The organism is Microcoleus sp. Z1_B2, assembly GCF_036700325.1.
GTDB lineage: Bacteria > Cyanobacteriota > Cyanobacteriia > Cyanobacteriales > Microcoleaceae > Microcoleus.
This window is the reverse complement of sequence record NZ_JAUBOQ010000018.1, coordinates 109,924-131,564: the sequence shown is the minus strand read 5'-3', so window position 1 is coordinate 131,564 and position 21,641 is coordinate 109,924. Positions and strand designations below refer to the sequence as shown.

Genomic DNA, 21,641 nt, shown 5'->3' with positions numbered 1-21,641 from the left:
CTGGTGGCTGCGGGCTTTTTCATTCGTTTATTTTACCAGCTTTTGACACTGAAGTTTTTTTGACCTGAATCCTTACCTAGCAAGTATAGAAATAAGCACACTTAAGAGTAAAGACTAAAAAAGATAGTGCATCAACCTAACTATTAATTTGGCTGCATAATTATACGACTACCAGCTCCGCAATCTGTTCCTTGGACTTTCCAGAAAACATCATTGCCTTCCCGTCAGCCTCCACCATGAAGTGATGCCCATTGTCAGTAATAAAGTGCCAAGCGAGTATTCTTTTGCCACCGTACTCATTCATAGTATCGCCTGCCGTAACGCGCTCAAGCTTATGGCCGGCTGCATCGCACAAGGCTCGTATCAGTTTCATGTATCTCGGCTCGGCAACACGGGCCTGGGCGAGCCGGGCCTCGCGATCGGAAATACTCAATGCTCGTCGAGTGACTTCCTGTTGGATTCGATCTTCTGCTACAACAATCAGGCCGGGGCGCGCTTTTAACCAGTTAGCATTTAATCGTTCGAGACTCTCCTCTTGTTCGATCGAATAAAAGTCCTCATTTATGCCATTTAGCCTGTCTCTCTCAGCATTTTCGCCGAATAACTCACTCGAAAAGAACGATGCTAACTTTGTCTTTCGTGCTGTAACCAGCGCCTCTCCTTTTGCAAAAAGATCGGTATGTTGTGTCGCGCCGATTTTCCCAAGGCCTTCTTTAACTAGCGCGATGACAGCAGGCTGCCACCTTGTGTTGTAGACAAACTGAGCAAAACCGCCATTATTCACCTGCCCGAGGTAGTAATCAACGTAGTAACTGAGGAGTGCGTCGTGAGAAATTTCTGAGAGATTCAGAAGCTCTTGAAATAGTGCATTCACAAAGTCAATATTTGATTGGATCGTCGCGCGGATATCATCGCTATTCATGCTTTCCGCTGAGAGCACGACCGCATCTTTCGAGCCAAGTATGTCGTCACTCATTTTTCCGTCTCCCTCTTAGGCTAAAACTTTTTATCTTGCCCAACTATTAATTATATTGCAGTTGCAACATCGAATATAGCCTATCATGCTCTTTTATGCTTTTTGAGGAACGACAATACTGAAAATTACATCAGCGTTCATCTGTGTTTATCTGCTGAAATCTGCGGTTTAAAAATCCCAATCTAATCGATTTACTTCGAGCCGATATATACAAAACCCCCAAACCATTTTAAAAATTAAGTTTGGGGGTTTTATTCCTAAATCCAGTTCAAATCACAACTTACTCGGCTCGATCGCCGGAGCACGCAGAGACAGAGTTTTATCCGCAGCAGCCTTAGCCACAAGCGACGGCACAGAATCGCGCAACTTTGCAGTCAACTGTACAGTAGTCGCATCATAAACCTGAGTCAGCATCTTAGGATACAAACCGATACCGATAATCGGCACTAACAGAGCCGCAATAATAAACACTTCTCGCGGTTCCGCATCCACCAATTCCTCGTGATCCGACAATTCCTTATTTTCAGGCCCGTAGAAGATTTCACGCAGCATCGACAGCAGATAAATCGGAGTCAAAATCACCCCGACAGCAGCTAGAAATACCACACAAACCTTAAACACCGGATTGTAAGCATCGCTCGTTGCAAAACCCACAAATACCATCAATTCTGCTACAAAACCGCTCATTCCCGGCAAAGCCAAAGAAGCCATAGAACAAGCAGTCCACATCGCAAAAACCTTACGCATTTTCTGCCCCACACCGCCCATTTCATCGAGCATCAGGGTGTGAGTGCGATCGTAAGTGCAACCTACCATGAAGAACAAACTCGCCCCAATTAAACCGTGGGAAACCATTTGCAGCATTGCACCGCTAATTCCCAAATCGGTAAACGAAGCTATCCCAATCAGCACAAACCCCATGTGCGAAATCGAAGAATAAGCAATTTTTCGCTTCAAATTGCGCTGAGCAAAAGAAGTTAAGGCGGCGTAAACAATGTTAACCACACCCAAAATTACCAAGATGGGTGCGAAGGTAGCGTGAGCATCCGGGAGCATTCCCGCATTCATCCGCAGTAAAGCGTAACCGCCCATTTTTAGCAGAATTCCTGCTAGCAACATATGGGCGGGTGCGGTTGCTTCCCCGTGAGCGTCAGGGAGCCAAGTGTGCAGCGGAAAAATCGGCAGTTTGACACCGTAAGCTATTAAGAAACCTGTGTAAAGGAGCAATTCTACATTGGGGGCGTAATCTTTAGCTGCGATCGCCCGCATATCGAAAGTCACCGTATCGCCGTAAAACGCCATCGTCAGCGCGCCCAGCAAAATAAACAGCGAACCGCCTGCGGTGTATAGGATAAACTTAGTTGCTGCATAGAGGCGCTTCTTGCCGCCCCAGATGGACAAAATCAGGTAAATCGGGACTAATTCCAGTTCCCAAACCAGGAAAAACAGCAACATATCCTGCACGGCAAAAACTGCGATTTGGCCGCCGTACATTGTCAGCATCAAAAAGTAAAAAAGCTTCGGTTTAAAGGTGACAGGCCAAGCAGCTAAAGTAGCCAGAGTAGTAATAAAACCAGTCAGCAAAATCAGCGGCATTGATAAACCGTCAGCACCCACCGACCAATTCAAATCGAGTTGCTGCACCCAAGTATAGCTTTCTACCAGTTGCAAATCTGGATTGCTGAAGTCGTACTGAGTGTAAAAAGCGTAAACAAGTAGGGCAAAATCGATCAAACCCACAATTAGGGCATACCACCGCACCGTCTTGCCATCCTTATCGGGAATTAAAGGAATCAGCAAGGACGCAGCAATGGGAAACAGAATTGTTGTTGTTAACCAGGGAAAGTTAGCTGTATCCATTGCGTTTTAAAATGATCCATCAGTTATTAGGTTTAAACACATTTTGCCAATTTTAGCCTAAATTTTATACTTTCTTTAGACGGAACATTTTTTTTTGCTATTATCTGGACAAATTATGCGATCGCAACAGTTAAGTTTAATGAAAGATTTATTTCTCTTTGCTAATTGTCAATTGTGAGTTATTGAGCTAATGCCCGTTCTTAAAATATCTTCTGGCGAGAAATGGCATTGCCCCTTGGTGTCAACTTCAGCCGCTCATCTGCAATTGGGCGAGTCCGCCAGGGAATGAATTCCCTGGCTAATAGCGAAAGTCCTCTCAAGAGGACTAATAGATATCTCCAAAAAAGCCAGTATTGAACAGGCAAGATGCCTGTTCCACAATAAGAGGTTTAAGGAGTTCTTCAGTCCTCATAGCGAAGACTTTAGCTTTGAGACAGGGAATTCATTCCCTGTCGGACTATCGGACTATCGGTTTTACCGGGAAAGTTGACACTAATGGACAATGCCGTATCTCTACAGATTTAACCGACTCCAGAAACGATCGCAAAACCCAGAACTGCGACAAACACAATCAGAGCATAAAATTGAGCGCGACCGCTCTCAAAGTATTTCAAACCTTCGCCGCTAACCAGGGTGATAAACCCTGTTAAGTTGACGACACCATCGACGACTCGCAAATCAACTTCCATGACTTGCCGCGCTAAACGGCGGCTGCCTTTGACAAAGAGAAAATCGTTGATATCGTCGAGATACCACTTGTTCAGGGAGAACTCGTAAAGCGGTTTGATTTTTTGGGCGATCGCACTTGGGTCAATTTTACGGCTCAAATACATCAGAGAAGCCAAAGTAATGCCCAGCAAAGCAATACCTACAGAGCTTCCGCCCATAATCAAAAATTCCGTCAAATTGAACTCAGCAGCGTGTTCCAAAACTTCTTCGAGAGACTCCCCAGGCGCGCGAACAAACTGCTCGAAATAATTGGCAAACGGCGTACCGAGAAAACCGATAAACACAGAAGGTACTGCCAGCAACACTAACGGCAGAGCCATTGTCAGAGGAGATTCGTGAGGCAAATGGTCGTGCTCATCGTGACTGTCGTCAGTTGATGCCAATTCCTTAACGTTCATCGCTCCCGGGCCGAAAACTAAACCCGGTTGCAGAAGTTGCTGTTTGATAGCGTTGTTATTGCCCCGGAATTCGCCCTCAAAGGTGCTGAAATACATCCGAAACATATAAAACGCGGTCATCCCGGCCGTCAGCCAGCTAACAGCCCACAGAGCGGGATTTGCGGAGAAGGCGCTGGCGAGGATTTCGTCTTTTGACCAAAAACCAGCAAACGGCGGAATTCCGCAGATTGCCAAATTTCCGATTAAAAAGCAAGAAGCGGTAATCGGCATATATTTCCGCAAGCCGCCCATGACTCGCATATCTTGAGCCAGAGCCGGGTTGTGGCCTACAACTGCTTCCATCCCGTGAATCACTGAACCTGAACACAGGAACAGCATTGCTTTGAAGTAAGCGTGAGTCATCAAGTGGAAAAGTCCGGCACTGTAAGCGCCGACGCCCATTGCCATCACCATGTAGCCGAGTTGGGAGATGGTGGAGTAGGCGAGGCCTTTTTTGATGTCATTTTGGGTAATCGCGATCGAAGCGCCCATAAATGCCGTAAAACAGCCGGTGCAGGCGATCAAATTCATGACTGCCGGCAGCCCTTCAAACACTGGGTACATCCGAGCGATCAGGAATACGCCGGCGGCTACCATTGTCGCGGCGTGGATTAAGGCCGAAATCGGTGTCGGGCCTTCCATTGCGTCTGGTAGCCAGACGTGGAGGGGGAATTGAGCGGATTTGGCTGCTGGGCCCAAAAATATGAGGACGCCGAAGATTGTCGCCAGAGTCGCCGAAAGAGCACCGGATTCTACTAAGGAGTGCAGGCGTTCGCCCATCACCTCAAATTCAAAGCTGCCGGTGGCCCAGTAAATGCCGAGGATGCCCAGCAGCAGGCCGAAGTCGCCGACGCGGTTGGTGACAAAAGCTTTTTGGCAAGCGTCAGCAGCGGGTTTGCGATCGTACCAAAATCCGACTAGCAGGTACGAACACATACCTACGAGTTCCCAGAAAATGTAAATCTGAACGATGTTCGGGCTGACTACGAGACCCAACATTGAGGCGCTGAAGATGCTCAGGTAGGCGTAAAAGCGCACGTAGCCGTCATCGTGAGCCATGTAGCCGTCGGTGTAAATCATCACCAAAAAGGCGACCGTAGTGACGATCGCCAGCATCACCGCCGTCAGCGGGTCGATGATATAGCCCATATTCAGCGAGAAGTTGCCAGCAGAAGCCCACTGAATACTGCGGGTGTAGGGTGCGTGGCCCTGTAATTGACTCCACAGCAATGCGAAGGAGAGTACCATTGACCCTCCGAGTGCGGACACGATTAATATCGCATTCGCTTGTCGGAGTTTGTTGGTTGCCTGGTTAAAGGTGATTAAGCCTAGACCTACTAGCATTGCGCCTGCCAGTGGCAGGACAGGAATCAGCCAAGCGTATTGATAAAGCAGTTCCATGACTGATAGGTAGTTTAAAGTTTCTACTAGATATGGCCAAAACTGTAAACAATTGTGACACACGCCTGCGCGACCCGGCAGAAATACTTGTTGTAATTCTCAAGCGTTGTCGATCGACAACGCTTGAGACCTACTGCCTATTTTCCGATCGAGCCGATCGATCTAGTTCGCCTTAAATCTATGCCCAAATATAGACTGACAAATCGAGCTTGGACGGAAAGAAATCAAGAAACCTGGTTTTTTAACCGATACCCTGGCGCTTCACACTATATTTTTGTAAAAAACACTGTTTCGGGGTTCAGGAATGCGACATTTGGCGCTCAGGTGGCCGATCGACAAATGAGGAATTGCTTCTGATTTCTACCTAAAAGCCGAATAACTTGCAGCCGTTACCTGTTGGCTACTTCCTGAAGTTGCAGCCGTTGAGATGGGGAAACTACGTGAGCGGCCAGCATCCAGGCATCCAGAGTCCGCCGCAGTTCCTCGCGTCCTTGGTAGTCTTCAAATCTAAATCGAACTTTATCGCCCTCAAACAAAATCAGCGTGGGCAGACTTGTCAGCCGATAAGTGTGGGCCAACTTGAAACATTGATCGGCATTCACCCCTACGAGCTTGACTTTTTCTGCCCACTGTGCTTCAAAAGTCTTAAGCGTGGGGTCGATCGCGCGGCACAAACCGCACCAAGGAGCCGAAAAGTGAACTAAAACGGGGGTAGAGGCTTGAAAAACCTCTTGTGCAAAAGTGCGTTCGCTAACCGACAACACCATGAGCCCTCAAAATTTAATAATTTTTTTCTATCCTAGGGATCATGCTACCAGTATATGTTCCTAGTGACACGCATCAAAAAAGGATGAATTTCCCACAGCAAACCAGTAAAAATGACTACACCTACGTAGGAAGGGCGCAGAAACTCAAGCAAATCAAGGGTTTGACGCTTTTGTATGATTGCCAAAAAAGGCATGATTGAGGTTCGAGATTTGATGGTTTCAAAGGATTCTCCAAAACGCGCCTGAAGTCGTCTGTCGCCGTGCCACACTCCGAACAGGTGGTGAAGTACCAAACCGATGGAAGTGACGAGGGTAAAGCTAGTGCCAATCCACAGGGTGTGGGCCACGCACCAAATCACTTGTCCCACCATTTGCGGGTGACGGGTGATGCGAATGATGCCAGTCTCGTAGAGGTGAACTTGGGGCTTTTGGACGGCGGCAATTTCTAGGAGGTTGAAAGTTGCTGGGTACAGAAACAGAAAGGAAATTGCCGAAAGTATCCAAACTGCAGGTTTAACTCCGGGTAATCCCTGTACTTGCCAAAGCTGTACGCCGTCGTAACGGTGGTTGAAAAAGTAGACAATCAGAATGACGGCTAGCGGCAAACTGACAAGGGCAAACAAAACGCGGTAAAGTCTCGGCCCGATCAGCTTTTCACCTTTGGGCCGGAGGGCTGCTAAACCGCTGTGGGCGATCGCAAAAACCAGTAATAAGCCCAGAATAACTAAGTGGGAGTCGAGCGCCAAGTCGATCGTCATTGCAAATATTAAGAAAAGTTATTGATTCTCGGCCAATTTGTGTCACAAAGTATCTATGGGAGCATTCAGCGGTTATCAGTCATCACTCATCAGTCATCAGTCATTAGTGACCCAATAGCAACTAAAGACCGCAGACAGAGGACGAGTACAACTGACTTTAAGGTTGCGTGTGTTGCAGCCAAATGACTGGCATCGAAGTCAACTCCGACTGTTGCACACCAAATCGAACCAGCTTGTCGATTGACCGCAGAGATTGACAGAAGACCCGCCCCTACACCTACTGACAATTTAGATATATGTCTGACCTTCCTTTCACTTTAGACCAGTTACGCATTCTCAAGGCGATCGCCTCTGAAGGAAGCTTCAAACGCGCCGCGGACAGCCTCTATGTATCCCAGCCAGCAGTTAGCTTGCAGGTGCAAAACTTAGAGAGACAATTGGACGTGCCGCTGTTTGACCGGGGGGGGCGGCGGGCGCAACTAACCGAAGCCGGACACCTGCTGCTGAGTTACGGCGAGAAAATTTTATCGCTTTGCCAGGAAACTTGTCGAGCCCTGGAAGACTTGCAAAATCTCCAAGGTGGTACTTTGATCGTCGGCGCTTCTCAAACAACGGGAACCTATTTGCTGCCCCGGATGATTGGGATGTTTCGCCAAAAGTACCCGGATGTAGCAGTACAGCTTCACGTTCACTCGACCCGCCGCACGGCGTGGAGTGTGGCCAACGGGCAAATCGATTTGGCAATTGTTGGCGGAGAAATTCCTACCGAACTTGTAGAAGCTTTAGAAATTGTTCCTTACGCTGAGGACGAACTGGCTCTGATTCTTCCTCCATCTCACCCGATGGTACAACAAGAAACTATCCAAAAAGAAGACCTTTACAAATTGCAGTTTATATCCCTCGATTCGCAGTCTACGATCCGCAAAGTAATCGATCAGGTACTGACTCGCTGCGGCATTGACACGCGCCGCTTGAAAATAGAGATGGAACTAAATTCGATCGAAGCCATTAAAAATGCCGTTCAGTCGGGGCTGGGAGCTGCATTTGTCTCGGTTTCGGCGATCGAAAAAGAGTTGCTCATGGGCGTCTTGCACAAATCTCAAATGGACGAAGTTTTGGTAACTCGCATTTTGTCGCTGATTTACAACCCCAACCGCTACCGTTCTAAAGCAGCAGAGGCTTTCAGCAATGAAATTTTGCCCCAGTTTGCTACTTATTCGACCATCCTGGAGAAGAAAGAACCCCCTGCCCTCGATTTGGGATTCATAGAAATAGCAACTCCCAATTCGGCGGGAAGTTAATCTCTTAGGTCGCTGGCAGTTAGCAGTTCGCGGTGAGTTGAGAAATCGAAATCTGGTTTAACCATCACTTTTTCTTCGTTCTTCCCTTTTCCTTCTTTCCTCTTCCTTCTTCCCTCTTCTTAGCAAACAAAAATGGAAGTTTACTGCACCCGCCCGGGCTGCCCGCGCCCTCAAAACTCTTTTCCCGACCTCGATGACAGTTCGCGGCTGAAAACGGTGCAGCAAAAGTTTTGCACCGCTTGCGGGATGCCCATGATTTTGAGGGGCCGCTATTTGCCCGTGAGGTTGTTGGGTCAAGGCGGTTTTGGGGCGGCGTTTTTGGCCAGAGACCGGGATACTCCGGCGATGCGGCAGTGCGTTGCTAAACTTTTGCAGCCGTCGGTAAGTCTGACTCCGCCCCAGCTAAAAATCGCTCAAACTCTGTTTGAACGGGAAGCGGCGGTGCTGGAAGAACTGGGAAACGAACATTCCCAAATTCCGAGTTTGCTGGCGTTTTTTGAGCTGACTGTTACGAGTTTGCAGCCGGGAAAAAACGATCAGTTTTTCTATCTGGTTCAAGAATTTATTGACGGTAAAAATTTGGAGGATGAACAGGCTGTTAAAGGCCGATTTTCGGAGGCGGAAACGGTGGAGGTGCTGCGGGAAATTTTGAAGGTTCTCGATTTTGTACACTCTCGCGGTTCGATTCACCGGGATATTAAACCTGCTAATATTATGCGGGGTAAAAACGGTCGGCTTTATTTATTAGATTTTGGGGCTGTTAAACAAGTAACACAAAGTGTTGGGAGTGCAAAAGCTTCGACTGGTATTTATTCTTTGGGTTACGCTCCCCCAGAACAGATGAGCGGGCAAGAAGTTTATCCGGCAACGGATTTGTATGCTTTGGCTGTGACTTGTATTACTTTGCTGAGTGGTTTGCAGCCGACGGAGCTTTTTGATAGTTATAGAAACGAATGGAATTGGCATTCGCGGGTGCAGGTAAGTTCGCGTTTGGCTCATGTTCTCGATCGAATGTTATTATCAGCTCCCAGCCAGCGGTTTCAATCTGCGAGTGAGGTGGAAGCGGCTCTGATGTCTGGGCCTCAACAACCTTCTCAACCACCTACAGTCGTGGTGGCGCCGCCTCCCATACCTCTTCAACCAACTCTGCCGCCTCATCCTGTACGGGTTCCTGCAACACCTCCCGGAGGGCTGCAACCTTCGCAGAGAGCGACTTTTTCGATTTGGGAGGTTTTGTCGGGGGCGGCGTTTACGGGTTTTGAGGCGGGGGTGCTGGCGATCGCCCTGACGAGTTTGCTGCCCTCTCCTGGCTTGAGTATCGGATTGTTGGGGATGATTGTGGCGGGTTTGATTTACGGCCAGTATCGCAGGGCGATCGAACAAACTGAGATGTTGATTATTGGCGCAGGTACTGTGGCTTTGCTGTGGTTTTTCCCGGTTTTACAGACGGCTGCAGGTGCGATTTATCCGAATTCTCCGATCACTGGCGTGTTGTTTGTGGGATGGTTAGGTGCTTTGGGTGCGATCGCTGGCACAGCTATTTTTAGATTGATTTATAAGCTGCTTTCAAACATTTTTTAATTTAATACCAATTCTCCTTTCCTCTTGCAACTATCATGAGTGTTGAGTTTGTTGACTGTCGCCCTGTATGCACCGGTGCGTCGCTGCGAGATTTTAGCTATGCGAGTAAGGAGTTATATCAAATCCGGTAGCATCGGAATTATTCCTCTCTGTATTCTCTCCCTCTGCGTTCTCTGCGCCCTCTGCGGTTAAATCATTCCGATACAACCGGAAACGATATTAAGGGTGGCGACGCACCCTACCAGCTACTGTTGCATAAAATTTGAGAATTAGTATAACTAAATCGATGCAAAATCAGAAGTTGATTAACCCGAATTGGGTCATTGCTTGGGGCCCAGAAGCCCGATCGCACCCTGCAACTTGGGCAACTTCCGGTTTTGCCATAATCGGAGCTCAACCCACCTTCAGCCCCAATCAGCGATTTGTGCTGGTAGGTGACTGCTGCTTCGATCGCACCCCAATGCTCAAACAACAGATTGATACCGAGGGATTGACCGATTTGGCGATCGTCGCGCGGCTATGGGAACAGTACGGTACTAAAACACTGAGCTTGCTCTCAGGACAATTTGCCCTTGCTGTGTGGGATCGAGACGAGCAAACCTTGTGTCTGGGGCGCGATCGCGTGGGAGCAAAAACGCTGTATTACACTCGCACGGGAACGACTCGCCATATTGCACCTCGACTGCGATCGCTCAATCCCTATCACGATCGCACACTCGATTTGGTTGCTTTGCGCGACTATTTGTGCTGTGCTTTTGTACCCGGAGCACAAACGCTGTGGGAAGCGGTGCGAGAGTTGCGCCCTGGTAGCTACTTGTATTTACCGGATGTTAAGGCGCAAAGATACTGGGAACCGCAGGAGCAAATTACTAATGCCGATCGCCCTTTGGAATGGCACAGTCAACAAGTGCGATCGCTTTTGGAACAACTGGTGCAGGAAGCGCTACCAGCGGGAGAACCAGTCGCAGCATATCTTTCGGGCGGGATAGACTCAAGTTGCGTCGCCGCGATCGCCACAAGGCTGCACGATCGCCCGGTGCACAGTTTTTCGATGCACTTTGGCGCTCAATATCCCAGCGAGATTGAATTTGCCAACATCGTTGCGGCACATTGTGGCAGTGAGCACCACGTTTTGGAAGTTTCGCCGCAGCAAATTTGGGAGTTGCTACCGGAAACGCTGGCGGCGATGGATGATCCCGTGGGGGAAGGCTTGACGGTTCCCAATTTGCTGTTGGGGCGATCGGCAAAACAATTCGCAGATGTGGTACTGAATGGCGAAGGTGGCGATCCGTGTTTTGGCGGGCCGAAAAATAAGCCGATGTTACTCAACAGTTTGTATGGTTCGATTCAGGGTAAACCAGATCCGATCGCAGCTTACTTGACTTCGTTTCAAAAATGCTATGTGGATTTGCCGCGTTTGCTGAAGCCGGAGGTTTGGGAAAAGGTGAAGAATGCGCCTTCAGTGTTTGCTGAGGAATTGCAACAGACAGAAACGACGTTTTTGAATCGGCTGATGCGGCTCAACATTGAGTTTAAAGGAGCCGATTACATTTTGACCAAGGTGAATAATCTCACGGCTGCGGCGGGACTAAAAGCTCGATCGCCTTTGTTTGATGCGCGGATGGTGGCACTGAGTTTGCAAATTCCGCCATGGTACAAGCTTTCGGGCGCGCAGGAAAAAGCGGTTCTCAAGGCTGCTGTGGCGGATTTGCTGCCCGATGTCATTGTCAACCGTCCGAAAAGTGGCATGGTGATGTCGATGCAGCAGTGGTTTTTGAGGGATTGGCAGCGGCAAGCGCGATCGTTGTTGCTGAATCGTCATGCGGCGATCGCGCCTTACCTCGATCGAACACTAATCCGCGAGTGGCTAAACTATCGCGGCGAAGTTTTTCCCCGCTATGGGCTGAAGTTGTGGCTGCTGGTGACGCTGGAAATTTGGTTACAAGTTAATCGCCGTTAGTTACCCGAAATTAGGACACGGCGCTGTGCCTTTCGTCGTGTCAACTTCAGCAGTTGACGCCCCAATTTGTCGATCGACAATGGCATTTTCCCTATGCGGTTTTCGCTCTTGTTTATAGAACCGAATTAAACCGCAGAGGGCGCAGAGGATACAGAGAAACGGAAGAGACAGATGAATCATTCCGATGCCAACGGATTTGATATACAGTGTATTTCATAAACCTGGGATACGCTGTATATAGCCATCCTAAATCATTTGTCAATTTCTTGCTCCCTCCCCTTGGTAAGGGGAGGGTTGGGGTGGGGTAAAAAGTTTACGACTCCTGCAAGAATTGCTTTAGCTCTCCTGCGATGATTATGGGATGTTTGGTTTCAGGCTTTTTTAATTCGCCAACAGTCTATTGAAATCGCCCGCGATTCTTCAACCCACAAATTTAACAATTCGCATTTTTAACCCCCAATTTCAAGCACTATTTTACCGGTTACTGAGCCTGTTTCTAACAGTTCGTGAGCGGCTTGCGCTTCTTCGAGAGGGAAAGTTTTGCTGACGTGAATTTTTAGCAAGTTGCGATCGCACAAACGAGCACACTTCTGCAAAATATGAGCCTGCTGTTCCTGTTCCTCCACCAAACCTTCCAGCATTGGTGTCAACATTAATTCCAGACTAATTCGCAGATTCCGCATTCTCGCTGTTTTCAAATTGCCCAAAGCTGGATCGGGTTCCAAAATGGTTACTAAATCTCCATAAATCTTCACAGCCGGAATAGTTTGGTAAAAAGTTTCTCCCCCGACAGTATCGAAAGCCAAATCAACTCCTTGTCCTTGAGTCCAAGTCAAAACCTCATCGACAACATTGGTATTTTTGTATAAAATAACTGAATCTGCACCTAAGTGCTTGACAAAATTGGCTTTTTCCTCCGAACTAACAGTCGTGCAAACCTCTGCACCCTGCAACTTCGCCAACTGTACCGCGACGTGGCCGACACCGCCGGCACCAGCTTGAACCAGGACTTTTTGACCGGCTTGCAAGCGCCCTCGATCGTACAGCGATTCCCAAGCTGTAATTAAAACTAACGGTGCCGCCGCCGCCTCAGCAAAACTTAAAGCAGCAGGCTTGAGGGCGAGAAAACGTTGGTCTACAACGGCAAACTCGGCATAAGTACCGATCGACCCGCCCAAACCGCCATTGCAGAAAAAAACCTCGTCTCCCACTTGGAAACTTTGCACACCAGCACCGACAGCCTCTACGACTCCTGCACCGTCGCACCCCAAAACGTGAGGAGTTTTGTCCGGGTAAAAAGTGCCGCGCGATCGCAACTTAGTATCTATCGGATTGATACCTGCCGCTCGCAACCGTACCAAAACTTCAGTTTCTGTTTGTATAGTAGGGGCGGGGATATCTTGCAGTTTCAATACGGACGGGCTTCCGGGCGTTTCAAAAACGATTGCTTTCATCAGGGATATTAACTCTCTTGTCGCTTTCACCTGCAATCCTACCTTGTATGCGTTACTCATTCATGACCAAGAAACTGGGATACAAGCCCCGTCACTTCGGCGGAGTTTATCCGCCGAAGGGCTCAGTACATCGCCTTCTAGGACGGCTTTATCTTTATTTTCCTAATAAGCTCCCTGAATACATCGTTTTGCGTTCTATTCGTAAGCTTGCAATATTCCGCAAGTTTCTCATATTCTTCATCAGAACATCTAATAGTTAACTTTTTCATGCCGTCAATATGCCGTCAGTTATGCTAAGATAATAACATGAAAGCAAGATACCAGTACCGATTCTACCCAACCGACCAACAGCAACAGAGCTTAGCTCAGTTGTTTGGTTGTGTGCGAGTAGTGTGGAACGATGCTCTAGCGCTGTGCAAGCAATCAGAGAAAAAGCCCAAATCCGCAGAGCTTCAGAAAATAGTAATTACTCAGGCAAAGCAGACAATCGAAAGAGCTTGGTTGGGGGAAGTGTCAAACATTCCACTACAGCAGTCTGTAGCAGATTTAGAGACAGCATTTAAGAACTTTTTCGACTCCTGTAAGGGCAAGAGAAAGGGACGCAAGGTTGGTTATCCTAAGTTCAAAAAAAGGACTAGCAGCCAGTCGGCAAGACTTACTCGCGGTGGTTTTTCTTTTAAAGGCAATGGTGTCTATTTAGCCAAAATAGGAATCGTCAACCCTATATGGTCTAGGAAATTGCCGTCTAAACCTAGCTCTGTCACAGTAATCAAAGACTGTGCAAACCGCTATTTTTTGAGTTTTGTTGTAGAGCTTGGGCCAATTCAAATTGAGGCTAAGAGTCCAAGTATCGGAATTGACTTAGGGATTAAAACTTTTGCAGTAATGAGTAAGGGTGAAAAAGCTAAAAGTCCCAGTTATAAAAAGTTAGACCGAAAAGTTCGCCAACTCCAGCGCAAAGAGGCCCGTCAGCCCAAAGATTCTAAAAGAAGAAATGTAACTCGAATTAAAATTGCTAAACTACATAATCGCATTGCCGATACCCGTAAAGATTTCCTACACAAACTGTCAACCAAAATAGTCAACGAAAACCAAGTGATTATTCTGGAAGATTTGAACGTGTCAGGAATGCTAAAGAATCGGAAACTTTCAAGGGCAATTAGTCAGCAAGGATGGAGGGAGTTTAGAACTCTCTGTGAAGCCAAATCCGAAAAGTTTGGCAGAGAGTTTCAAGTAATTAGCAGGTGGGAACCTACCAGTCAAGTTTGTGCGGACTGTGGCTTTAAATGGGGTAAAATCGATTTGTCTATTCGTTCAGTGCTTTGCCTGAGTTGTGGTACTGAGCAAGACAGAGATAAAAACGCTTCTAGGAATATAGAACAAGTCGGGATGGGGAATCGCCACGACTCTAAACGGACGCAGAGGGATTGTCAGACTAGCAACGGTTAGCAGAACCCTGTGAAGCGTCAAGAATCACCGCACCTGATAGTCGGTGAGTATTTCAAGATACTTAGTTATTTTTAAATAGATTGGCTTCAGATAACTACAACAATTTTCGAGCGGTGTTAATCGATGTTCGATCTAAATTTATTTTTTTACTTTGAGATTTTTGCATATCTTCTGGGATTATCGGCGATTTTAGCCTTGGCGTCCGCGATTTATCTTAAGTGGCAGCCAATGCCCCCCCGTCTGCCGCCGGCCGAAGAGCAACGGCAGTTGCCACAATTAAACGATGATTTATCTGCCGGATTGAAAATTCGGAAAAACTTTGTGATTTTTCCCAACTCAAATCGGTTGCCGGCAACTGACAGCTTCTTGGGTAAAGTTTTAGGTATGGGTCGCGCTGTATTCTTGGCTAAGCAACAGCGCCTAAGTGTGAATTATTCGCCTATTCTGGGGCCTGGAAATAGCAAAACGCTAAGTCTGAGCATTGCGGGTTCGATGGGGCAAAATCCCGATCGCCCGAATGCCGAGAATCCTCCCAAAGTTACTGCTTCCGCGCAATTAGAGGAAGATTTACTGGGCGAAATCCTAGCAGGTACTGATTCGCCGGGGGGAGCAGAATTCTTTGATGCCTTAGTTTGCCACTTAGCCTCAGCACTCGGAGTTCGCACCGCCGTCGCTGCCAAATCGATTAAGTCGAAGGCACGCACCGATACTGCTGCCGATAGATTGCAACTTATCAGTTTTTGGAGCGACGGACAGCAGCAGCCAAATTTTGAGTGCGACACTGCCAATACTCCCGAAGCGCGGGTGCTGGAGGAGGGAATGTATTCCTGTCCAGACTACCTCGGGGAAACCTTTCCAGAAGACCGCAGACCGGTAGTTACGGGTGCGCGCAGTTTCCTGGGAGTCTTGCTGAAAAACTCTTACGGCGAACCTTTAGGGATTATTTGTATTTTTCACGATCGACCCCTGGTGGAAGCACATCTTGCCAAATTCCGATTAATTCTCAGTATCTTTGCTGGACGGGCGGCCGCTGAATTAGAGCGGCAGCGCCTAGAAGCAGCACTGTCTACTGTAGAAGCGAAATACTGTGCCCTGGTAGAACAAATGCCCGCTGTCACCTACATTTCTCCCCTCAACCGCAAGGCTGCCAAACTTTACATCAGCCCGCAAATTGAGACTTTTCTAGGTTATTCTGTAGCTGAATGGAGAGCAGATCCCGACCTGTGGCTGAAACTCGTTCACCCAGAAGACCGCGATCGCGTGTTAGTGGAAAACGCCACACAGAAATTCAGCGAGGGAGAAGATATCTTCTGCGAGGGGTCGCTGGTTTCAGAATACCGCGCGATCGCCCGCAACGGTCGAGTCGTCTGGTTCCGCGATCAAGCTACCGCAGTTCGCGATGAAGCAAGCAAGTCTGTCATCCTTCAAGGCGCAATGTTTGACATCACAGAGACTAAAGTAGCTGCCAGCGCGTTGCTAGAAAGCGAATATCGCTATTACACCTTGGCAAAAATACTGCCGGTCGGGATTTTCCGCGCCGATGCTGCTGGAGATTGCTTGTACGTCAATGAGCGATTTTTGGAGATGGCGGGACTGACTGCGCCAAAGGCACTCGGCGAAGGTTGGGCGCAAAGTTTGCATCCCGAAGACCGCGAGCGTGTTTTGAGCCAGTGGTATCGCGCTGTCATAGACAAGTTGCCATGTAAGTTAGAGTACCGCTTTTGCAACGGTGAGTTGACAACCTGGGTATTTTGGCAAGCAGTGCCAGAAATTACCAAAAGCGGGGAAGTTCTAGGCTATCTCGGCACGTTGACCGATATCACCGATCGCAAGCAGGCAGAATTCGCGCTGCAACAGGCCGAAGAGAAATACCGCAGTATTTTTGAAAATGCGATCGAAGGCATTTTCCAGACAACGCCCGACGGACGCTACCTCAGCGCTAACCCTGCTTTGGCGAGAATTTACGGCTATTCCTCGGCCGCCGACTTGATCGCGAACATACGCAACATCGACAGCCAACTCTACCTCGATCCCAACCGCCGTGTCGAGTTTTTGCGCGCGATCGAAAAACACGGTTTTGTGTCTGAGTTCGAGTCCCAAGTTTACCGCGCTGACGGCAGTACTATCTGGGTTTCCGAGAACGGCCGGGCAGTTCGCGATCCTGACGGAAATTTACTTTACTACGAAGGCACTGTCGAAGATATTACCCTCCGCAAAATAGCAGAAGATAAGTTGGTACACGATGCTTTGCACGATATGCTAACCGGTTTGCCCAACCGAGCTTTATTTATGGATCGCTTGGGGCACGCGATCGATCTTTCCAAACGCCGCCCCGAAATTTTGTTTGCGGTGCTGTTTATCGATCTCGATCGCTTTAAGGTTGTTAACGACAGTTTGGGGCATTTAGTGGGCGATCGGTTGCTCATCGCGATCGCGCAGCGCCTGGGAATCTGTTTGCGCGCTGGAGATACCGTTGCGCGTCTTGGTGGCGACGAATTCGCTATTTTGCTGGAAAATATCAAAAGCACCGAGGATGCGATCCAGATTGCCGAACGAGTGCAAGCGGAACTGGCAGAGCCTTTTTACCTTAACGAATATCAAGTTTTTACCAGTGCTAGCATTGGGATTGTTTGTTCTGGTTTGCCTCGATATCCAAGGGAAACTAGCAAACTGTCGAGTCCCGAAAATTTGGGAAATATCGATCGGGAAACTTCTTTGTCTGGCTTATCTTCCGACTCTCCTGTTCCCAATGTCCCGTTCCCAATGTTGTACGATCGGCCTGAAGAACTGCTCCGAGATGCAGATGCGGCCATGTATCATGCTAAGGGATTGGGCAAAGCTCGCCACGAAGTTTTTGACTTAAGTATGCACACTCGCGCCGTCGCCCTTTTGCAACTGGAAAACGACCTGCGACGCGCTTTAGACTCCCAGGAATTTCAGCTTTACTATCAGCCTATCGTCTCTCTTGTTACTGGTAGAATCAGCGGTTTTGAAGCGCTGCTGCGGTGGTATCACCCGCAGCGGGGTGTCGTAGCTCCTGGCGAGTTTATTTTAGTAGCTGAAGAAACTAGATTGATTATACCTATTGGCTGGTGGATGATGCGATCGGCTTGCCATCAGATCCACGAGTGGCACCAAAAATTCCCCGAAAATCCGCCGTTGACTGTCAGCGTCAACCTTTCTAACCAACAATTTAAACAACCGGATTTAATCGATCGCATTCGCGACATTTTACAAGAAACTCAGCTTGACCCCCGCACTTTAAAGGTAGAAATTACTGAAGGCGTCATCATGGAGAATGCCGAATCAGCAGTGGCTATCCTCGCGGAATTGAAAAATTTACAAATTCAATTATATATTGACGATTTCGGCACTGGCTATTCTTCTTTGAGCCGCCTGCACACTTTTCCAACTGATGCTTTAAAAATCGATCGAGCTTTTGTCAGCCGCATGACTGAAGATGAAGGCAACGAAGCGATTGTACAGACTATTTTAATTTTAGCCAGTCATTTAGGCATGGATGTAATTGCTGAAGGCATCGAAACCAGCGAACAGCTTAATTTACTTAGAGCGCTGCAATGCGAATACGGACAAGGATACTTTTTCTCAAAGCCGATAGACAGCATCGCAGCCACACTTTTAATAGAAAGTCAACCCCAATGGTAAGGATCGCGAATTAAATAACTTACAATTTTAATTGTTATTGTGGAAGTTATTTAATTCTCATTCCTAATTAGTCAGGAGTCGTTAGTCATTGGTCATCAGCCATTGGTAATTGGTAGTTGGTAATAAGAAGTCGAAAGTTAAAAGTTAAAACATTCCTTCTGACTAATGACTAATGACTAATGACTAATGACTAATGACTTAAACTTTCGCTTCCAAGGACTTGAGAAACTCAGTATTTACCCCCGACTCGCGCGTCAGGGCAATTTTCCCAGTACGAGCAATTTCCTTAATCCCAAATCTATTCAGCACCTGGACGATCGCCACCATTTTACCGGGATCTCCGACAACTTCCAATGTCAGCGTATCATCACCAATATCCACCACTCGCGCTCTAAAAATTTGAGCTAACTCAATGATCTCCGATCGCGTCCCGCTAGCAGCATTAACTTTCAGCAACATCAACTCCCGTTCCACACAGGGAATTTCCGTTATATCCTGAACTTTAAGCACGTTAATCAACTTGTACAGTTGCTTTGTCAACTGCTCAATAACTTGGTCATCTCCGGGTACAACCATCGTAATCCGAGACACTCCCCCTTGTTCCGCCGGGCCAACGGCCAGACTTTCAATATTAAAACCCCGACGGGCAAACAAACCAGCAATTCGAGTGAGGACACCCGCTTCATCTTCAACTAAAACCGAAAGAGTGTGTTTCATCAGAAAATTGGGTAGAAACCTCGTCCTTTTAGGACGGCTTTATATTACAATATAATTGGTCAACGACCCACCCGAGACGATGGATCAAACAGCCTATACGAGCGAAGTTCAGCCCGAGGTGCTGGCGGCGAAGCAAAATCGGTAGACCGGTTCAAGAGGATAGGGCAATGGTAAACATCCCTAGAATCAAAACGAAGAAGAATTCCGTTTGGTATTCGACACATAAAAACCGCTTTCTCTTGCGGGGTTAGTCTGTGGAGCGAACATAAGACCAAATCTCTTTTAGGGTGGAGGCAGTTGCGAAGAAGCAGAAATTCAAATCGTGAGGTTTGGGAATCCCCGTCCGCGACGGTCGGGGTGGATGTCAATTCTCCAAAAAGACGCATTTCGTGCAATTCTACTTTCGCCCATTCGCCTGAGACCAGAAGTGCACGCCCATTCAACCTGCCTTAGACATTTTATCGCGAGTTACTGGCCGTTCCTTTCCAGGAAAAAACAATATATTAAGCTGTCGGGGCGCCTAGTAACGCCCGATCGACAATATCACTCATAGATCGGCGTAAATCCGCCCCCACCCGCTTATTTTTGTCGATCGCACGCACATGATCTAAGTTTTTTTGTGTACGAACCTACACAATTACTTGAGCGAATAAAAACTTGAAAGGTCGGGCGGCCCACTGGGACTGAAATTTTGAGACCAATTGGTCTCAAAATTCCTTCAGAGAAAAACCCGGTGTTGCAGAGATGGCATCTGGCGGCGGACTTGTTCTAGTCGATCGGGATTAATTTCTGCAATTGCCACACCCGGTTCGTCTCCAGCATCCGCCAAAACGGCACCCCAAGGGTCTACAATCATCGCGTGACCGTGTGTTTGACGGCGGCCGTAGTGGTGTCCAGTCTGTGCAGGTGCGATCGTATAACAAGTATTCTCGATCGCCCTAGCTTGCAACAAAACCTTCCAGTGATCCTTGCCAGTGTAAGCAGTAAACGCCGCCGGCACGAACAAAATATCAGCCCCCTTGTACGACAAATGCCTGTACACCTCCGGGAACCGCACGTCGTAGCACACCGAAAGTCCTAGGGTGCCCAAATCCGGCGACACATAAACAGGGGGCAAATCTTCACCAGCTTTCACAGTGTTCGATTCCCTGTAAGTAATGCCGTCTGGCACATTCACATCAAACAAATGTACTTTTCTGTACCTTGCCACTTCAGTGCCGTTTGGGTCTACCAGCAAACAAGTATTGTATACCTTCCCCCCGGTCGTCGGCACTGGAAATCCGCCGCCCAGAATCGTTACCTGGAACCGCTGGGCCATCGTTTTGAGGAATTTTTCGCTTTGGATGCCGATCGCCTCTGCTGAAGCAATCTTTTCCTCCTCTTCGCCCATAAACGAGAAATTTTCTGGTAAGGAAACTAACTCCGCACCCCGACGCACTGCCAGGTCGATTAATTCCTCTGCCTGAACCAAATTTTTTTGCAGGTCAGGCAAGCTAGTCATTTGAATTGCTGCGGCGAGATAAGACTTCATCGATTCAAAATATTAGTCAATAGTCAATAGTCAATAGTCATTAGTCATTAGTCATTAGCCATTGGGAACTAATTTGATAACTAAATAGTTTAGATCCTTGGGTTTTACCCATCTCGGCGCTGGTTTTGCCCGAACTGGTATGGTTTGAGAGTTTTGATATTTGAGTTTTAAATTAGCCTGTAACTCATCACTCAAAACTCAAAACTCTCAACTTTTTACTCCTAGGTTTTGTAACCTAATTTCCTTCAAATCTTACGGCATCGGATGGAAAAGCAGGTCGGGGAAAAAGCGGTTAAATTCAATTAAAGCCGCAGCTTGAATAGATATCCAAAGGATAGCCAATACTGGTGCTGTCGAAAGAAACTTGACAAAGTATTGCATGAATTCTGCTCCTGAAAATTCCAGACAGTTGGTAATTGCCGATCGGTCTAGCGCGCTAATTGCTATTTTCTAGTTAACTACTTAACTGTTAGCTATTAGCTCTTCTCCATTTCCCAATTTTAGCGGGGGGAAACAGTAATTTCGTCGTCCTTCGCAAACATTTCACCGCTGGTGATTGATGTGAGAGCTGCCAGAGGCCATAAAACGCCGCTCAGCATACATTTGATTGCCAAAGGAACGTCGATAATAATCTCTTTTTCCTCTGGGGTTGCTGATTTCTTGGTAACTTGCAGATAAGAACGGCCCACCCAACCAATCCAACCTGCGATATACAAGAACAGTATGCTAGGAATCAAAAAGTCCCCTGCTTTGCTCAAGTTGCCGTCTACGATTAAGTGCGGGTATCCTTCCGGGCCGCACATAGCTTGAGAATAGCGATCGAATCTTGCTTTCGCAGATGCGGGGTCGCCATTGGTTGAACGTGCATTTTTAGCCAGTTCCTTGAATTCGGGAGAGTCCTTGCACGGCACTAAATTGTAAGCCGAAGCAACTGGAGCAAAACTGATCCAGACACTCAACACTAAAATTGCAGCAAACAATCGTCGCATGGAATTGTTTCCTTTTGTTACAAAACAATAAGTTTTTGTACAAGCATTTCAACTTGCCGATCTGG

Annotated in this window: 16 protein-coding genes; 5 read left to right on the top strand and 11 right to left on the bottom strand. The window is 47.7% G+C overall.

Annotation, left to right across the window (positions count from 1 at the left end; translation table 11 throughout):
* Positions 1-160 precede the first annotated feature (160 nt).
* From QT984_RS13150 to QT984_RS13130, 5 genes are all read right to left on the bottom strand, one after another.
* A complete protein-coding gene (locus QT984_RS13150; RefSeq protein ID WP_333273861.1) occupies positions 161-976 on the bottom strand; it encodes a DMP19 family protein in 816 nt (271 codons plus the stop codon).
* A gap of 273 nt (positions 977-1,249) precedes the next feature.
* Entirely contained in the window at positions 1,250-2,836 is a 1,587-nt protein-coding gene (locus QT984_RS13145; protein WP_445243009.1) for an NAD(P)H-quinone oxidoreductase subunit 4, read from the bottom strand.
* A 521-nt stretch (positions 2,837-3,357) separates the two neighbouring features.
* Positions 3,358-5,403, bottom strand: coding sequence for an NAD(P)H-quinone oxidoreductase subunit 5 (locus tag QT984_RS13140; protein ID WP_333209223.1), 2,046 nt, complete (start codon positions 5,401-5,403; stop codon positions 3,358-3,360).
* Positions 5,404-5,792: 389 nt separating this feature from the next.
* Positions 5,793-6,170, bottom strand: a complete 378-nt coding sequence (locus QT984_RS13135) for a thioredoxin family protein (protein ID WP_333374159.1) — start codon at positions 6,168-6,170, stop codon at positions 5,793-5,795.
* Positions 6,171-6,214: 44 nt separating this feature from the next.
* On the bottom strand, positions 6,215-6,928 hold the full coding sequence (locus QT984_RS13130; RefSeq protein WP_333054397.1) for an NnrU family protein: 714 nt from the start codon (positions 6,926-6,928) through the stop codon (positions 6,215-6,217).
* Positions 6,929-7,224: 296 nt separating this feature from the next.
* Here QT984_RS13130 and QT984_RS13125 point away from each other — a divergent pair, with 296 nt between their 5' ends.
* From QT984_RS13125 to QT984_RS13115, 3 genes are all read left to right on the top strand, one after another.
* On the top strand, positions 7,225-8,229 hold the full coding sequence (locus tag QT984_RS13125; RefSeq protein WP_015174889.1) for a LysR family transcriptional regulator: 1,005 nt from the start codon (positions 7,225-7,227) through the stop codon (positions 8,227-8,229).
* Positions 8,230-8,361: 132 nt separating this feature from the next.
* Entirely contained in the window at positions 8,362-9,810 is a 1,449-nt protein-coding gene (locus QT984_RS13120) for a serine/threonine-protein kinase (protein WP_333209225.1), read from the top strand.
* Between the two features lie 286 nt (positions 9,811-10,096).
* The gene (locus QT984_RS13115; protein ID WP_333374157.1) at positions 10,097-11,770 is read left to right on the top strand and encodes an asparagine synthase-related protein; all 1,674 of its coding nucleotides are present in this window, start codon (positions 10,097-10,099) and stop codon (positions 11,768-11,770) included.
* Positions 11,771-12,219: 449 nt separating this feature from the next.
* On the opposite strand, the gene QT984_RS13110 is transcribed toward QT984_RS13115, so the two are convergent.
* Both QT984_RS13110 and QT984_RS29795 read right to left on the bottom strand, forming a co-directional pair.
* Positions 12,220-13,224 (bottom strand): zinc-dependent alcohol dehydrogenase family protein, encoded by a 1,005-nt coding sequence (locus QT984_RS13110; RefSeq protein WP_333314937.1) that lies wholly within the window; start codon positions 13,222-13,224, stop codon positions 12,220-12,222.
* Between the two features lie 137 nt (positions 13,225-13,361).
* On the bottom strand, positions 13,362-13,493 hold the full coding sequence (locus tag QT984_RS29795) for a ribbon-helix-helix protein, CopG family (RefSeq protein WP_445243008.1): 132 nt from the start codon (positions 13,491-13,493) through the stop codon (positions 13,362-13,364).
* Positions 13,494-13,530: 37 nt separating this feature from the next.
* Here QT984_RS29795 and QT984_RS13105 point away from each other — a divergent pair, with 37 nt between their 5' ends.
* Together QT984_RS13105 and QT984_RS13100 are read left to right on the top strand one after the other, a co-directional pair.
* Positions 13,531-14,673 carry a transposase gene (locus QT984_RS13105; RefSeq protein WP_333054402.1) on the top strand — a complete coding sequence of 381 codons (1,143 nt, stop codon included), beginning with the start codon at positions 13,531-13,533 and terminating at the stop codon, positions 14,671-14,673.
* A gap of 228 nt (positions 14,674-14,901) precedes the next feature.
* Positions 14,902-18,339: an EAL domain-containing protein gene (locus tag QT984_RS13100; RefSeq protein ID WP_333374155.1), complete on the top strand. Its 3,438-nt coding sequence runs from the start codon at positions 14,902-14,904 to the stop codon at positions 18,337-18,339.
* A gap of 198 nt (positions 18,340-18,537) precedes the next feature.
* Here the strand turns inward: QT984_RS13100 and ilvN are convergent, their stop codons facing one another.
* The 4 genes from ilvN to QT984_RS13080 form a co-directional block, all read right to left on the bottom strand.
* Complete coding sequence (gene ilvN, locus QT984_RS13095) at positions 18,538-19,056, bottom strand: acetolactate synthase small subunit (protein WP_333054405.1); 519 nt, start codon at positions 19,054-19,056, stop codon at positions 18,538-18,540.
* 718 nt (positions 19,057-19,774) lie between these two features.
* Positions 19,775-20,587 carry a carbon-nitrogen hydrolase family protein gene (locus tag QT984_RS13090; RefSeq protein WP_333054406.1) on the bottom strand — a complete coding sequence of 271 codons (813 nt, stop codon included), beginning with the start codon at positions 20,585-20,587 and terminating at the stop codon, positions 19,775-19,777.
* A 252-nt stretch (positions 20,588-20,839) separates the two neighbouring features.
* Positions 20,840-20,968, bottom strand: coding sequence for a photosystem I reaction center subunit IX (gene psaJ / locus QT984_RS13085; protein ID WP_333037175.1), 129 nt, complete (start codon positions 20,966-20,968; stop codon positions 20,840-20,842).
* 119 nt (positions 20,969-21,087) lie between these two features.
* Positions 21,088-21,576 (bottom strand): Photosystem I reaction center subunit III, encoded by a 489-nt coding sequence (locus QT984_RS13080; protein WP_333037176.1) that lies wholly within the window; start codon positions 21,574-21,576, stop codon positions 21,088-21,090.
* Positions 21,577-21,641 lie beyond the last annotated feature (65 nt).